The sequence below is a fragment of the Paenibacillus residui genome, assembly GCF_042677205.1.
GTDB lineage: Bacteria > Bacillota > Bacilli > Paenibacillales > NBRC-103111 > Paenibacillus_L > Paenibacillus_L residui.
This window is the reverse complement of record NZ_JBHTIU010000013.1, coordinates 57670-72391: the sequence shown is the minus strand read 5'-3', so window position 1 is coordinate 72391 and position 14722 is coordinate 57670. Positions and strand designations below refer to the sequence as shown.

General features: G+C 52.6%; 12 protein-coding genes. 4 read left to right on the top strand and 8 right to left on the bottom strand.

All coding sequences use genetic code 11. The annotated features are described in order from the left end of the window. Positions 1 to 386: 386 nt before the first annotated feature. The 4 genes from ACFQ03_RS05110 to ACFQ03_RS05095 all read left to right on the top strand — a co-directional run bounded on the left by ACFQ03_RS05110 (position 387) and on the right by ACFQ03_RS05095 (position 3580). A complete protein-coding gene (locus ACFQ03_RS05110; RefSeq protein ID WP_379286544.1) occupies positions 387 to 941 on the top strand; it encodes a MarR family transcriptional regulator in 555 nt (184 codons plus the stop codon). A 273-nt stretch (positions 942 to 1214) separates the two neighbouring features. Next, positions 1215 to 1613 (top strand): MerR family transcriptional regulator, encoded by a 399-nt coding sequence (locus ACFQ03_RS05105; RefSeq protein ID WP_379286542.1) that lies wholly within the window; start codon positions 1215 to 1217, stop codon positions 1611 to 1613. A 56-nt stretch (positions 1614 to 1669) separates the two neighbouring features. Further along, positions 1670 to 2788, top strand: coding sequence for an NADH:flavin oxidoreductase (locus tag ACFQ03_RS05100; protein WP_379286540.1), 1119 nt, complete (start codon positions 1670 to 1672; stop codon positions 2786 to 2788). A 210-nt stretch (positions 2789 to 2998) separates the two neighbouring features. Further along, positions 2999 to 3580 carry a hypothetical protein gene (locus ACFQ03_RS05095; RefSeq protein WP_379286538.1) on the top strand — a complete coding sequence of 194 codons (582 nt, stop codon included), beginning with the start codon at positions 2999 to 3001 and terminating at the stop codon, positions 3578 to 3580. A gap of 21 nt (positions 3581 to 3601) precedes the next feature. Here ACFQ03_RS05095 and ACFQ03_RS05090 read toward each other — a convergent pair whose 3' ends face one another. The 8 genes from ACFQ03_RS05090 to ACFQ03_RS05055 all read right to left on the bottom strand — a co-directional run bounded on the left by ACFQ03_RS05090 (position 3602) and on the right by ACFQ03_RS05055 (position 14637). After that, entirely contained in the window at positions 3602 to 4528 is a 927-nt protein-coding gene (locus tag ACFQ03_RS05090; RefSeq protein ID WP_379286536.1) for an alpha/beta hydrolase, read from the bottom strand. 243 nt (positions 4529 to 4771) lie between these two features. Then, entirely contained in the window at positions 4772 to 5533 is a 762-nt protein-coding gene (locus tag ACFQ03_RS05085; protein WP_379286534.1) for a class I SAM-dependent methyltransferase, read from the bottom strand. 187 nt (positions 5534 to 5720) lie between these two features. Further along, entirely contained in the window at positions 5721 to 7490 is a 1770-nt protein-coding gene (gene cydC / locus ACFQ03_RS05080) for a thiol reductant ABC exporter subunit CydC (RefSeq protein WP_379286532.1), read from the bottom strand. Then, positions 7487 to 9229, bottom strand: coding sequence for a thiol reductant ABC exporter subunit CydD (gene cydD / locus ACFQ03_RS05075; protein WP_379286530.1), 1743 nt, complete (start codon positions 9227 to 9229; stop codon positions 7487 to 7489). Before cydD ends, cydC begins: the two co-directional genes overlap by 4 nt. Next, positions 9229 to 10245: a cytochrome d ubiquinol oxidase subunit II gene (gene cydB / locus ACFQ03_RS05070; RefSeq protein ID WP_379286528.1), complete on the bottom strand. Its 1017-nt coding sequence runs from the start codon at positions 10243 to 10245 to the stop codon at positions 9229 to 9231. The genes cydD and cydB overlap by 1 nt, the downstream gene beginning before the upstream one ends. After that, positions 10229 to 11635 carry a cytochrome ubiquinol oxidase subunit I gene (locus ACFQ03_RS05065; protein WP_144941825.1) on the bottom strand — a complete coding sequence of 469 codons (1407 nt, stop codon included), beginning with the start codon at positions 11633 to 11635 and terminating at the stop codon, positions 10229 to 10231. The genes cydB and ACFQ03_RS05065 overlap by 17 nt, the downstream gene beginning before the upstream one ends. 380 nt (positions 11636 to 12015) lie before the next feature. After that, entirely contained in the window at positions 12016 to 14295 is a 2280-nt protein-coding gene (locus tag ACFQ03_RS05060; RefSeq protein ID WP_379286526.1) for a hypothetical protein, read from the bottom strand. A 33-nt stretch (positions 14296 to 14328) separates the two neighbouring features. After that, a complete protein-coding gene (locus ACFQ03_RS05055) occupies positions 14329 to 14637 on the bottom strand; it encodes a hypothetical protein (protein WP_379286524.1) in 309 nt (102 codons plus the stop codon). Between the last annotated feature and the right edge of the window lie 85 nt (positions 14638 to 14722).

Below are 14722 nucleotides of genomic sequence, written 5' to 3'. Positions count from 1 at the left end.
GAGGTCGAAATCCTGCGAATGAATGATCTTGCGTGAGAATAACCCTAAAAACCAGAGGGATGGATTACATACAGTTAGATTTCTGTATTCGGAAGAAATATGGAAACTAACTGGAAAACCTACAGTTAGTTTGCGCCAAAACAGCCGCTTCGCCCACAGTTGCCCATTTTAACTGTAGTTTATCCAGTTAGTTTGATCATTTTCACCCATTCGCTTGAATCTACCTGTACAAAATACAGATAGACGTGCCGCTCCGCTTGCAACGATGCCTGCAGACGGTAAAATAGACGGATTTTCAAGGTAGTTACCGACTTTCGCCCCAGAGGAGCAAACTAACTGTAGGGAATCCATCCACTTAAACGTAATACTTTAAAGGAGATAATTCCATGACTCACACAGCAGATAACCGTGCTCACTTGGAGAACAAACAGGACAGCGCAGCCTTGATTGAAACGATCATGGGACTGGTCGGTCAAATCAAACAGAGGGCGGAAGCCGAGGATGATGAAGAGAGACAGTGGATGGTACAGAACTGCGGCAATCCTGCCGCTACCGAGCTGCTGCAGGATATGACGCTTATGGAGCTGCACGTGCTCGATGCCGTTGGTCAGTTAGAGCCGGTGAATGGCATCACCATTTCGAAGCATTTCGGGATATTCAAGGGAACGGTATCCAAAATTACACGGAGACTAGCCGCCAAAAATTTAATCCGGAAGGAATTCCTCCCCCACAATAAAAAAGAAATCCTGTTCAAGACGACCCCCCTCGGAAAGGAGATTTTTCATCTCCATCAGGCTCTGCATAGACAGATGAAAATCGGCGTCGTCCAATTTCTGCAGAAATACGACGACCAGGAGCTTCAATTTCTTGCCCGGGTCCTTCGGGAAGCCCTCGAAACCTCATGGGTTCGCCCGGAATCGCAAAATCAGATGAACGAGTGAGCGTACTATTTAGGCAAGGCGGGAAATGACTCATGCTCCCCGTCGCAGGGCGGGGCACTACACCTTGAGTCAAGTGGAGACTGCATTAACCTCCGAGTCCCCCCAACCCCTTTCTTCCTCTTTGCAGCCTGCAGGACGAACCTCCATTCTCTTTCGTTAGGGCCCGCCTCCCCTCCCTTCCACGCCTCGTACTTTTTTTCAATAGGTTATTGACCCTCACACGATGTCATCCTTTAATCTATGGATAAGCTAATCAGAAAGGAAGAGATACCAGTGCTAATTAGCGAATTGTCCGATAAAACCGGGGTCAGTATCCGGTCCCTTCGTTATTACGAGGAAAAAGAGCTCATAGCTCCGCAGCGCCTGGAGAACGGATACCGGGAATATGATGATACGGACATAGAAAGGGTGAAGATGATTCAGCTATTTCTTGATCTCGGACTTCGTACTGACGAGATCGCCCCTATCCTGGCCTGCAGTTCAGGGATCCCCTCCGCGGTAACCCGCCACGCTGACGCACCGGCCGCCTGCGCTTCCGAAGCGATTGACTTATACGAAGGCAAGCTGAGGGATACCCGGAAACAAATCGCGGCTTTGAAGGAAGCCGAGGCCAAATTGGAAGAACTTCTCGCTTTCTGGAAGAAAATTAAACGCCAAGGGAAGGTTAAATAAGGGTCCGTTAAAAACGAGAAGAAGTAATATCGAATGCAGACATTTCCATAAAGAAGATGGAGGGAATCCTATTGGATATTAGTAGCGCGTTGTTTCAACCTTTCAGCATCGGAAGCTTGACCCTTCCGAACCGGATCGTCATGGCTCCGATGACTCGGGCCTTCTCCCCTGACGGAGTACCGGGACCGAATGTAGCGGCTTATTACCGCAGGCGGGCGGAGAACGGTGTCGGGCTTATCGTCACGGAAGGCACCTTGATCAACCACCCGGCGGCGGGAAGCCATCCCGACTGGCCCAATATTCACGGCGAAGACGCCCTGCAAGGCTGGTCCAAAGTTGTGGATGCCGTTCACAAGGCAGGCGGACGCATTATACCGCAGCTATGGCACATTGGCATGATGCGCAATATCGGCGACCCGCCGAATCCGGAAGTTCGGCCGATCGGACCGTCCGGATTATCGTTATCGGGCGTTCAAGTCACAGAACCGATGAGCGATTCCGAAATCTCCGCGGTTATTGACGCTTACGCTCAAGGGGCGGCCAACGCGCAGCGGCTTGGCTTCGACGGATTGGAGATTCATGGAGCCCATGGCTATCTTATCGATCAATTTTTGTGGGAGAACACCAACCGGCGCACGGACCGTTATGGAGGCGACCTGGTCCGGCGGACCCGCTTCGCCGCGGAAGTTGTAGCAGCGTGCCGCCGTGCGGTGGGACCCGGCTTTCCTATCGTCTTCCGATTCTCCCAGTGGAAAACGGGACATTATACCGTCAAGCTGGCTGAGAACCCCGATCAGCTGGCCAAGCTGTTAGCGCCTCTTACAGATGCCGGTGTCGATATGTTCCATTGTTCCACACGCCGTTACTGGGAACCGGAATTCGAAGGCTCACCGCTCAACCTCGCTGGCTGGACCAAGAAGCTGACCGGCAAGCCTACCATTACGGTCGGCTCCGTCGGTCTGGACGGAGATGTGGTGAGCAGCCTCAGTGAAGGCAAGGGAGCCCAAGCCACTCATATCCAGCTTCTTATGGAGCGATTGGAGAACGAAGAGTTCGACCTAGTCGCTGTTGGCCGCGCTTTGCTCGCTGATCCGGAGTGGGCGGCGAAAATTCGCGAAGGCCGACTGAGCGAGCTCATTCCCTATACACCGGAGGCATTGAATACCCTGGTTTAGAAGGTTCGCTAGCAATAATGTTGGAGAAGGCGATATGGGATTCATTAAGCTATAAAAAAGTAATATGGAAAAGGAACATATAGAAACAGGAGCACCCTTGCGCTGCCAATGGGTGCTCTCTTCATGAAAAACAAGCCCGCCGTGATTCATTTCAAATAACAAGTCTATCCAACTATTGTGGTATGATGAAAAAATATGGAGGTGTAATCTATGCCCTACGAGGAGCTAAACGAAAAAATACGCAATGAAGCAAATGATCTGCTAAATGCGTTGGGACTAATGAAGATTTTGAATCAATATGGACAACCTTGTGTCCACGGCAGTTATTCATTAAATTTAATGACTTGGAGAGATTTAGATATATATCTTGAGGATAATGAAATGAGCGTATCCAAGTTCTTTGACCTGGGTAAGGACTTGGCTCATAGTTTAAATCCTTCCAAGATGAATTACCGCAATGAATGGAATGGTGTGTCCCCGCATTTGCCAAGGGGGCTTTATTGGGGAATATATACCACCATATTAAATAATGACTGGAAGATAGATGTATGGGCGCTTGAATCAACACAATTTAAACAAAAGCAAGAACAATTTGCCGCGCTGCAATCAAAGGTCAACGAAACAAACAGGCCAATTATACTGGCACTTAAGAACTACCTTCACCGACATCCCGACTATCGGAAAAAATTTTTCAGCGTAGATATTTATGAAGCTGTATTCGAAGGTATAAAATCAACGGAACAATTCTCGTTATGGCTCGAAAACAATAGAGGATTAAAATACTTATTCTGACTAACCCCCCAGGCTAAGGGGTTATTTGATCTTGATATTCGCCATCCACCCCAGGATGTCCCCATATACTTCTTCCCGGCCGATTTCATTCAAGATTTCATGCCGCATTCCGTCGTACAATTTCATTTCAATATTGGTTAAACCGGCGCTCCGGTAAGAGTCATAGGCCCGCTTTACCGTCTTTCCGAATTGGCCGACAGGGTCATCCTTGCCGGAGATTAAATAAATCGGCAAATCACCGGGAGTCCGCCGGATGTTGACCGGGTCGGTAATAAATAACAGGCCGTCGAACATGTCACGAAAGCCGCCGGCCGTGAACACAAATCCGCAAAGCTCATCCTGAAGGAACAAGTCCACTTCCGTCTGGTCCCGCGATAACCAGTCCTGCCTGGACCGCGCCGGCTCGAACCTTCTGTTGAAGGAAGCGTATGTCAGCTTATACAGCAGCATACTGCGATGTTTAATGCCCTTCCTCCGGATTTCCCGTTCAGCGAGAAATCTGCCCGCCCTCAGAGAAAGCCTGTCATAATGGGCGGATCCGCTAAGAATCAATCCCGCCAGCTCCGGGCCGAACAGCATCGCATAATGGCGCGCCAGGAACGAGCCCATGCTGTGGCCAAACAGGACGATGTTCTTATCGGGATACTCTTCGCGAATAAGCTCCGTCACCTTGTGCACATCATCGACCATCCCGCTCCAGCCGTCCTTCTCCCCGAAATACCCCAGATCCTCCTTCCGGGATACCGACCGGCCGTGTCCCCTCAGGTCACCGGCATAGACAGCCCATCCATGCTCCGTAAGGAAACGGGCGAAACGCTCATATCGGTTCGCGTGCTCACACGACCCGTGAACCACCTGAACGATCCCGCAGGTCTTCTCCCCTTCATCAGGCTCCCATTTGTATACGTGTATGTTCTTGTCCGTCCATTGAATTTGTGAGCTTCTCATCATAATCTCCCCGGATTGGATTGGACCGGAGCCTGGTACCGCCGATTTACCAGCTGTATGTCAGCCTTTGTGCTCCCCGGCTGCTTCAAGCTCCGCGCCACTGCCGTAATAATGTCTTTGGCAACATAGTAACACGATCTTGAGCCCTGCGCCAGAGCCCGGATGAAGCGGAGTATTACTTCCTTAGCAATTCAAACGCCGCCCTCGGGATATCTCCGAACGGCGGCGTTCATGCGAATACGGTCACTGCCTCTTCTCTGCTTCGAAGGTGATGATTTCTCCGGGATCGGTCGGGTATTTGCCGTGGACATAACCGGAGGAGCAAGTGATGTTCGTGAAACCAAGACCTTCCAGAAGCAGCCGGAATTCCTCTACCCCGTACCATCTTAACCCGAACTCCTGCAGCTCGGTATCTATCAGCTTCCCGTCTTTCCATTTTTCGTACTTTAAAATGCTATTCGTTCGCTGGTTAACCCAATCGATCGCAATCGATTTGCTTTCCAGGGTGATTCCTTCTCCATGGGGCAGAGCGAAAACCTTGGTTGCAATCTCTCCCTCTTTAAAATCATGGGGAAGCAGCAGATCCACAATGATGCGGCCGCCGGCTTCCAAATGGTTGAGAAAGTTTTGCAATACCCGGATCGAATCCTCTCTGTTCTCTATCAAACAGAAGGAGCCGGTCGGCATAATGATAGCTTTATATTTATGCGGGAGCTGAAAGCTTTCAAGCCTCATTTCATATAATTCCGGAGCCAAACCCCGTTCCTTGCAGCGTTCCCGGCAGGAGTGCAGCATGTCCGCCGAGTAATCTATTCCGTCCACGACGAATCCCTTCTCCAGAAGCGGGATCAGAACTCTACCCGATCCGACCCCGGCTTCCAGCACTCTGCCGCCCAGGTTTTGCAAGCGACTGGTATAATATTCAATGTCGCCGGAGATAGACTTGCCGACCGGCTTGGTGAAATCATAGAGTTCTGTGCTCAATTTTCCATAATAACTAAACATGTGATATTACCTCCCGATAATCATGGCGGAAAATCCACTATCCCGATACTTTCCATAGTTACCAACTCTAACCTGTGTATTATACTACATCCTCATGAGGAGTTGTTGGAAAAAATAGTTTTAAACAATTTCCCCCTCAGGCCAACTTCATTTCGCGCTTGGCCGGTACTCCGTTCCAGGCCGGCGGTTAACCGGCAGGGTAGTCCAGATGGTGCAGCTGCCGGTAATGGGCATTCCGTGCCATTAATTCGGCGTGTGGGCCGCTCATCGTAATTTTTCCGTTTTCGAGGAAAATCACCTTATCCATCTGATGTACACCCAGCAGGTGATGCGTTATCCACAGGAGCGTTTTCCCCTGCAGCGCATCGAATATGGTGGCCAGCAGGCTTTGTTCGGTCTTCGGATCGAGCCCTACCGTCGGCTCATCCAGAAGGACGACCGGCGTATTCTGCAGCAGGATACGGGCCAGGGCAATCCGCTGCCTCTCCCCGCCGGAGAACCGCTGTCCCGCTTCCAGCATAGGGGTGGCATAGCCTGCAGGCAAGGATTCAATCAGCATGTCCAGCCCGACCAGGCGGGACACGTGCCGAACCTCGTCCTCCGCTGCATCCGGTCTGCCGAGCCTAATATTATTCGCCACCGACGTATCGAACAGGTACGGGCTCTGGTTCAGCATCGCCATTACTTCGGGAATATGCTCGCCGAACCGGTCTGCACTCACCCTGTTTATGGTTACCCGGCCGCTCTCCGGAGTAATTGCTCCCTGAATCAGCTTCAGCAGGGTAGATTTCCCGGCCCCGCTCCGCCCCAGAACCGCCACCTTGGCCCCTTGCGGGATATGGAGGGAAATCCCGTCCAGCACCCGATCCGCTGCGCCATCGTACCGGAAACGGACCTGATCCAAGCGGATGTCCGCGTGCTGCCGTGCCTGCCGCAGTGCTTCTTCCGGAATGGATGGCTCGGGCACCAGCCCCCGGGGAGCAGCCTCTCCCGCCTGCACCGGCGACGGATCGCTCAGTCCTGCCAGCCTTGCCCTGGAGTCCTGGTACTCGGGAATTTTCTCTACAGCCTCGGAAGCGGGCAAGTAGACATCCATCAATGGAAACACGACGAGCACGAAGGCCGCGATCCAGACAGCGGGAATATCCCCGCGGACGGTCAGCTGCTCCGACCAGCAGATCATGGACACCACTGCGATGCCGACCACACATTGCCCGATCAAAAATCGCCATCTGCCCCAGCTTTTCAGCTCGCTGTCGATGGCAGCCACCTTCCGTTCATCGTTCTCGTACGAACCGACGAATTGCTGTGCCCTTCCGCTGATGACCCAGTCGTTGATGCCCAGGACGGCATCGGTCAGCTTCTGATACAGCCCTTGGCGTTCCTTCTTCATCCTCCGGTATTTCTTCCTGGTCAGCCACAGGGACAAGCCCGGCAGAATAAACACAAGAATATCGACATATCCTCCCATAAGCAGCGCATAGGACAGGTCAAAGCAGCCTAAGGCGGCTATCCATAGTCCGTACATAATTACGGCCGTAAGCATCGGGAATACCGTGCGGAGATATACATTTTGCAAGTGCTCGATATCGTCGGCCAGAGTGCCCAGGAGCTCGCCCGTCCGAAACCGGGAGCGGACAAACAGCGCCTGCGGTTCCAGAACCTGATACAGCCGTACGCGCATTTGGGACAAGATACGCAATACCGTATCATGGCTGACCAACCGCTCGATGTAATGGAGGGCCGCCTTGCCGATCCCGAACGTTCTGACAAGCACGATAGGCACATAGATCATCAGAACATTCTCCGGACGCAGCGCCGCCTTGGAGATGAGATAACCGGAGGTGAACAGAAGCAGGCTGGCGCTAAGGGCGGTTAACAAGCTCAGGACGGCTATGGCCGCGATGCGTCCCGAGTAAGCCTTCGTGTAGGGACGCAACCATTCCTCCCGCTTCATAGAATCCCCTCCCGTTGCGATGCAAGCATCTGGAAATACAAGCCCTTCTGTGCGATAAGCTCTTCATGAGTGCCTGTCTCAGCCACTCTTCCTTTATCCAGTACAATGATCTGGTCCATATCCGGCATCCAGTGCAGGCGATGAGTGGCCAGGAATACGAGCCGGTCAGCAAATAAGGACAGCATCGTTTCCTTCAATTCATATTCCGTCTCTATATCGAGATGGGCGGTCGGTTCATCCAGCAGAACAATCGGCCGGTCGCTCAGGAAGGCACGGGCGAGCGCGATACGCTGCTCTTGTCCTCCGCTCAGTCTCCGCCCGCCGTTGCCGATCGCTTCATCCATTCCGTGAGGCAACGCCGCGACCAGATTCGAAAGTCCGGCGGCAGCCACCGCGCGCTCCACCTCCTCTTGCGAAGCATCCGGCGCATAGAAACGGACATTGTCCGCCAGAGACCGGTTGAAGATATAAGGATGCTGCGGAAGGTAGACCATCTGCTGCCGCCAGAAATCTCCGTTAAGAGCACAGACGTGATGACCGTCCAGCTCGAAATACCCGGAAGAAGGGGGCAGGAAGCCGCCCAGCACATCGATCAGCGTCGATTTGCCGGCACCGCTCTCACCGATGATGCCGATTTTTCGCATCCCCTGAAGCTTGAAGGAAACATCCTGCAAGGAATAAGGCCCTTCCGCTTCATGCCGGACATGAATCGAGGCCAGCGCCAAGGTGCTCTTGTGCGTCCATGCATAATCGGGAGGCGGGCCGGATTCCGAGGATGCTGAAGATACCGATGCTTCCCGGGTATGGCCGATGATCGCATGAATGGCTTTGCCTGCCTCCTTGCCCCGCAAGGAAGCATGGTAATCGGCCCCGATCATCCGGACCGGCAGGAAATATTCCGGCGCCAGGATGAGAACGGTCAAGCCGACCGCCAGCGTCATATGTCCTTGAACCAGGCGCAATCCCAGGCTTACCGCAACGGACGCTACGGATAGCATCGCGAAGAAATCCAGGGCGAAGGAGGACAGAAAAGCGACACGCAGCGTGCGCAGCGTCGCTGACCGGTACTTGTCGCTCACCTGCCCGATCGTATGGCTGTGCGAGCGGCTGCGCCCGAGAAACTTCAGCGTCTCCAGCCCGCGCAGCGAATCTACGAAATGATTCGACAAGGTCCGGTACGATGTCCATTGACGATCCATTTGCTTGCGCGCAGCCAGCCCGATCAGAATAAGAAAAGCGATGAGAATAGGCATCGTTACAACTAAAATGATGCCGGATACGCCGTCCAGCAGGAAGATGTATCCGAGCAGAATGATCGGTATAATCACCGTTCCGATCATCCGGGGCAGAATCAGCTCCAGGTAGGTGCGGAACTGGGAGACGCCCTCCAGCACAAGGGTCACCACATTCCCGGTTCCTTCCGCCCGGATTAATCTCGGCCCATGCCGAAACAGCCGCTCCATCAGCTTCCTGCGCATATCCGCCGCTGTCGCTTGAGCAAAGCGCTGGGCCGTCTTCTGCTGCAGCAGAGACGTCATCTGCCGGGTCAGAAAGGCCAGCAGAAATACGAGCAGCGGACCTTTTTGCTCCCGCAAAGCGTGCCCTTCAAACAGCGCCGAAATAACCTCCGCCAGCCCTTTAGCCATGTATACAATAGAAATGCCTTGTATCAGGATCAGGAGCGCAAGGACGATTACGGTCCCTTTGGCCCCCTTATACCCCAGTAAATGTTTATCCATCAGTATTCCAGATGCCCCTTCTCATGAAGGCGTTTATGAAAGACAAAATAGCTCCATATTTGATAGCCCAGCACGAAGGGCAGCAGAGTGACGGCCACGATGGTCATGATTTTGAGAGAATATGCGCCGGAAGCCGCATTATGGATGGTCAGATTGAACGCGCTGTCCAGCGAACTGATCATAACGCGCGGGAACAAACCGATAAAGACGGAAGCAACGGACAAGACAATGACCGTACCGGTCATGCCGAACGCCCACCCGTCCCTGCGTTTGGAGATGAAATAACCGGCCAGCACGAAAGCCAGCACTCCGACTACGGCAAGAGGGATTAATATGCCCCCGCGCACCGCAAAGATATCGGTCATCCAATAGGTCATGAAACCAAACACAAGGAGTAGGCCGGCCAGCGGAAGCAACAGGCTCCTCGCCATTCTGCGGGCGCGTTCCTGCAGCTCGCCCATCGTGCGCAGCGTCGTGAACATCAGGCCATGCACAAGACAAAGCATGACGACCGTTATTCCGCCGGTCACCGTGTATCCGTTGACCATATCCAACCACCCGGCATTCATCTCCATGTTCTGATCAATCGGCAGCCCCTTCAGAAGACTGGCGAAGACGACGCCGAACAGAAACGGAGGCAGCAGGCTGCCCAGGAAGATAACCAGGTCCCATGTTTTCTTCCAGCGTACGCCGTCCACCTTCCCCCTGAATTCGAAGGCGACGCCGCGGCCGATCAGAGCCAGCAGCACAACGACGAGCGGCATGTAAAAACCGCTGAACAGCGTGGCATACCAGTGAGGAAAGGCGGCGAACATCGCCCCGCCTGCCGTCAGCAGCCACACTTCATTCGCATCCCAGAACGGGCCGATCGAATTGATCAGCACCCTGCGTTCCCCGTCAGTCCGGGCCAGAAGCTTGGTGGATAAGCCTACTCCGAAATCGAATCCTTCCAGAAAGAAGAATCCGATAAACAAGACGGCAACCAATATAAACCAGAGCTCATTTAGAGACAGCATGATATCCCTCCCGATCGAACGGATCATAATCCCGAGATTCAACTGGCGCAGCGGCGTCAGGTCCTTGCTTGATCACCCGCAGGAACAAATACACCATGACTATGGCCAGTACGGTATAAATAGCCGAGAAAGCAATAAGCGAGAACAGAACCTCCCCGGCGGTCACACTGGGCGATATGCTGTCCTCTGTGCGCATCAGCCCGAATACGGTCCACGGCTGTCGGCCGATCTCCGTCATGATCCATCCGGATGCATTGGCAATGTGCGGCAGGAAGATCGAGAAGATCATTAGCCGCATAAAGACACGGTTTCCCTGGCCGAGCTTCTTGCGCACAGCCAAGTAGACACCGTACATGCCGAGCAAAATCATCAGCGTTCCGGCCGCCACCATGATGCGGAAGCTCCAGAACGTTGTGCGTACCGGAGGAATGTAGTTTCCGGGCCCGTAGCTCTGCTCATACTCGGCTTGAAGCTCCTTCATGCCCCTTACTTCGCCGGTAAATTTACTGTAGGACAGGAAGCTGAGCAAATATGGAATTTTCCATTCCATGGAGTTCTCCTGCTTATCCGGATCGATGGCGGCGATCACCGTCCAGGGGGCGGGGTCCTCGCTCGTCTCCCACAACCCTTCGCTGGCGGCCATTTTCATAGGCTGCGTCTGGATCAGATACTGCGCCTGCTGATGACCGAAGACAGCCACCAGAACGGAAGTAACGAGAGCAACGACAATACTGAGCTGAAACGATTTTCTGAAAAATGACGTATCGCTTTTCTTAAGCAGCTTCCAGGCACTGATCCCCGCCATCAGGAACGCGCCTGTGGCCAAAGCTCCGAATATTGTGTGCGGAAATTCCACCAGCAGTTGACCGTTCGTGATCAGAGCGAAGAAATCGTTCATCTCCGCCCTGCCGTTATTGATCGTAAAGCCGACCGGTCGCTGCATAAAGGAATTCGCGGCAAGAATCCAGAAAGCAGACATGACGGTGCCGAAGACGACAAGCCAAATGCAGGCGAGATGAACCTTCTTGGACAGCCTATCCCAGCCGAAGATCCACAGGCCGATGAACGTCGATTCCATAAAGAACGCCAGCAGCGCCTCGACCGCCAGCGGTGCGCCGAAAACATCGCCCACAAAGCGGGAATAATTCGACCAGTTCATGCCGAACTGGAACTCCTGGATAATCCCGGTAACGACTCCGACGGCAAAGTTAATCAGGAACAGCTTCCCCCAGAACTTCGCCATCTTCTTGTATTCTTCATTCCCTTTAACTACATACATGGTTTCCATGATGGCAATCAGGAAGGCCAATCCGATCGACACCGGAACGAAGAAAAAGTGAAAAATAGTCGTCGATGCGAATTGGATGCGCGACAGAATAACCATATCCATTGACGTTTCCCCCAACTCTTCTATTTGTATACCGCCTTCCCCCCATTATGACCGATCCCCCTCGCCATACATGTGATGTTTGTCACACTTATTCTGACTTAAAATGACAATACAGCGAACTTTCCTAATGGCAGCGTTTTCGCCTTCTATGAGCAGAACAGCAGGCAGAGAAAAGCGAAAAAAGGCTTGAATGCTGCTCAAGCGGCCCACAACCACAATGAAGGAAAAAGCGCAAGTTTCCGAGGCTGCTCTAGCCTCAGAAATTGCGCATTTTCATAAAAGCGACGACGGAACATGAGTTATCCCCTCCTGCAAAAAAATAAAGGCTGCAGGAAAGTTACTACTCTCCTGCAGCCAAAACCGTGGGTTTTCTAAGGATTTCAACTCAACCATGAATCCGAAGCGGCACAAAACATTCCGGTCGGGAACGCAACATCTTTATAACGGACAATGCACCCGTATTCTTCTCCCGACGCGACGCAAAGCCATCCGTCTGCCGGATCGTAAGCGAGGGAGGAGATGTAATGGATACTTGCCCACTCCGTATCCATGTCGCGCAGCTCAATGTTGTCTTTAACGACACGCGGCCTGCCCAAATCGACGAACCCGCATTCGCGCGAGAAATGAAAGACATGCCCCGCATCCTTAGTCCCGCCGTACACCCCGATGACTTCATCGTGATTCCGCTTGATGAAATTCCGCAGTTGGCCGCTGGAATGCAGCCTGCCGTACACAGTCGTTCGGCGGAGGTCTGACGAGAGCGTAAACAGCATGCCGTCGTACGTTCCAAGCACAATCGTTCCGTCCCCTAGAACAGCTCCCCCTGTTATTGTCGCTCTGAAGGCCCTCCCTCTAATAGAAGGGGTTCGAATGGCGAGCGTCTCAGAGCGCATTTCGCTTATATCATAGATCCGCATTTCGTCGTTTTTGGCAGACAGTAATACACGATGTTCACTCAGCTTCACCGGTTCCGCGTCATTAGTCTCCATTCGTATATTGTGCAGCATACGGAAGCCGCCGCTGCCAAGGTCACAAACGTACACGGCTCCATCATAATCGCTGGCGAGCAGCTTGTTCCCCTCCAGCATGAAGTGGAGTCTCACAAGCTCGATACCTTGAGGAACCTTCAGCCTATGCCCCACTCTGTTCCGTTCGAGCTCGATAAGTACGATGCTTCCGTCTGTTGTTAGCAACGCAGCCTTGTTCTTGCCGGCATTCACACAGGATACCGGAGCGCCTTCGTCGTAGACGACCGCGATTTCCTTAGGTTCCTCACCGCTATAGTCGGATTCGATTAGATACACGCTCTCTTTACCGCTGATGGCATAAACCTTGCCGTCCATCGCATAGACATGCTTAACCGCAGTGTCCTTCCAACCCATATACTGGTGAAGCGGCAAAGTGCGAACCGTCTCAGCCGCGATATGCATAAATGCCGGACTTCCGACCCCGTTATAATCCGGTTCGGTATAAGGCCGAATCTGCGCGTCTGGCGCATCTTCCCCCGGAGGCTGCAGCTTGTTTACATCAACCGCCAATACGTACGGGGAAAATTCCCCGCATACGTCGACCATGTGAAGCCAACCGTTGCGGTCGAAAAGCATCTCGCAAATGTATTGTGAATCTTTGCCGCCCGGAGTGATGAGTCCCAGATTTTCCGGCTCCCCTCCTCTTAAAATATCCCATCTGACCAACCGAATCGGGCAATACTCGTCGTATGTTTTCAACCCGTAATACAGAACGAAGTTGTCGTCCGCAGCCAGCCCTCCGATCCCGTAAGAGTTCTTCGGTATTTGATGGCGCAGATGAACCGGACCGTGCCTGGTCACTTCCAGCGTTTCCGGATGAAGCTCGATCATTTCCCCATCCATATTATCGACCATAAACAAAGTGCCTCGGGGGGAGCGAAGTGCAAAAATAAACTGCCTTCGTTGTTTGGTTCCGTGTGGCGACATGAATCTTATCTTCAGGTCTTCGATGGCGTCCCGTTCGGGGTCGTATCTCCATATACCTCCGGTAAAAGAGCTGCCGTACAGGCGTCCCTTATCGTCCTTCGCCAGTCTGCATGAAGAATATTCTGACACCTTGCCATAATCTTTAACCTCATTCGTTTCCAGATCCAACCGGTAAAAATGTCCCCTCATATACCCGAGAAAATAATAGTATCTCGGATCGTTTCCCAACATGCCGCCATATATACTTTCCCTCGGTACGGGAATTCCTCTGACCTGCACTTCGTTCGTGTCGGGATTGACGATCATCACAATGGACCCGGGATACCCTTCCCACTGGTCTTCATAATGCTGCTCGAACATCCATTGCTTATGACCGGGAGCCGGCGCCGTGTTGTGGGTTGCCATAATGAGCCGGCCGTCCGGCAGAAAATCAATGCTCGTGTGAATTTTGCTCGGCGGCATATGCGCCGGATCGACGATCCAGACATCCGCCACATCGAAGATCAGCCGCAGCTCCCCCGTTTTCGGATAATACTCATACAGCAAAGCCGTCAACGGCTTTTCGTTCTCGCCGCATACGCTTATATAAAATCGGTCGTCGGGCGATCGTACGAAATCCCATACCGCATTATGCCCCTTCTCGTTCGGCAGCTGCGTGTACCGGGTGTGCGCTTCCGGGATCCCGGCCAATAAATTGTGTTTCATCCCCTTCTCCCCCTATAAAGGTCCGTCCATAGCTTAATTTTTGATAATCTCCAGTTCTTTTAACTGCTTTTCCGCCGAATCCAGCATCAATTGGTATTTAAACGTTGTCAGCAGTTTTTCCAGAAAATCGTCATATTCGCTTATAGAACGCTTGCCATAGATAAATTTTGCTATTTCCTCTTCCATGAAACGGTAGGCATCCGCAGGATTGTACCCGTCCGGAATGTCCAGGTACCCGTTAAAGATTTCTACACGCGGGGTATTTGCAGAAAATTCGATGGCCTCTTTCGGATATCCGGACTCCAGATATTCCATTTCGTTCCTTCCCAGCAATTGATACATGAACACGACTTCTTTCGCCCTTAATTCCGTACGAACGATTTTTCCGTTCTCTCTGTTCCAATGCCTGCCTTCTTCCCCATGTGCA

What these genes read in the sequence shown, in the direction of transcription:
- ACFQ03_RS05085 (WP_379286534.1), bottom strand. Translation starts at nt 5,533, where the DNA reads ATGTTTAGTTATTATGGAAAATTGAGCACAGAACTCTATGATTTCACC.
- cydC (WP_379286532.1), bottom strand. Translation starts at nt 7,490, where the DNA reads ATGAAGCGGGAGGAATGGTTGCGTCCCTACACGAAGGCTTACTCGGGA.
- ACFQ03_RS05055 (WP_379286524.1), bottom strand. Translation starts at nt 14,637, where the DNA reads ATGTATCAATTGCTGGGAAGGAACGAAATGGAATATCTGGAGTCCGGA.
- cydD (WP_379286530.1), bottom strand. Translation starts at nt 9,229, where the DNA reads ATGGATAAACATTTACTGGGGTATAAGGGGGCCAAAGGGACCGTAATC.
- ACFQ03_RS05100 (WP_379286540.1), top strand. Translation starts at nt 1,670, where the DNA reads ATGGAGGGAATCCTATTGGATATTAGTAGCGCGTTGTTTCAACCTTTC.
- cydB (WP_379286528.1), bottom strand. Translation starts at nt 10,245, where the DNA reads ATGCTGTCTCTAAATGAGCTCTGGTTTATATTGGTTGCCGTCTTGTTT.
- ACFQ03_RS05095 (WP_379286538.1), top strand. Translation starts at nt 2,999, where the DNA reads ATGCCCTACGAGGAGCTAAACGAAAAAATACGCAATGAAGCAAATGAT.
- ACFQ03_RS05065 (WP_144941825.1), bottom strand. Translation starts at nt 11,635, where the DNA reads ATGGATATGGTTATTCTGTCGCGCATCCAATTCGCATCGACGACTATT.
- ACFQ03_RS05090 (WP_379286536.1), bottom strand. Translation starts at nt 4,528, where the DNA reads ATGAGAAGCTCACAAATTCAATGGACGGACAAGAACATACACGTATAC.
- ACFQ03_RS05060 (WP_379286526.1), bottom strand. Translation starts at nt 14,295, where the DNA reads ATGAAACACAATTTATTGGCCGGGATCCCGGAAGCGCACACCCGGTAC.
- ACFQ03_RS05110 (WP_379286544.1), top strand. Translation starts at nt 387, where the DNA reads ATGACTCACACAGCAGATAACCGTGCTCACTTGGAGAACAAACAGGAC.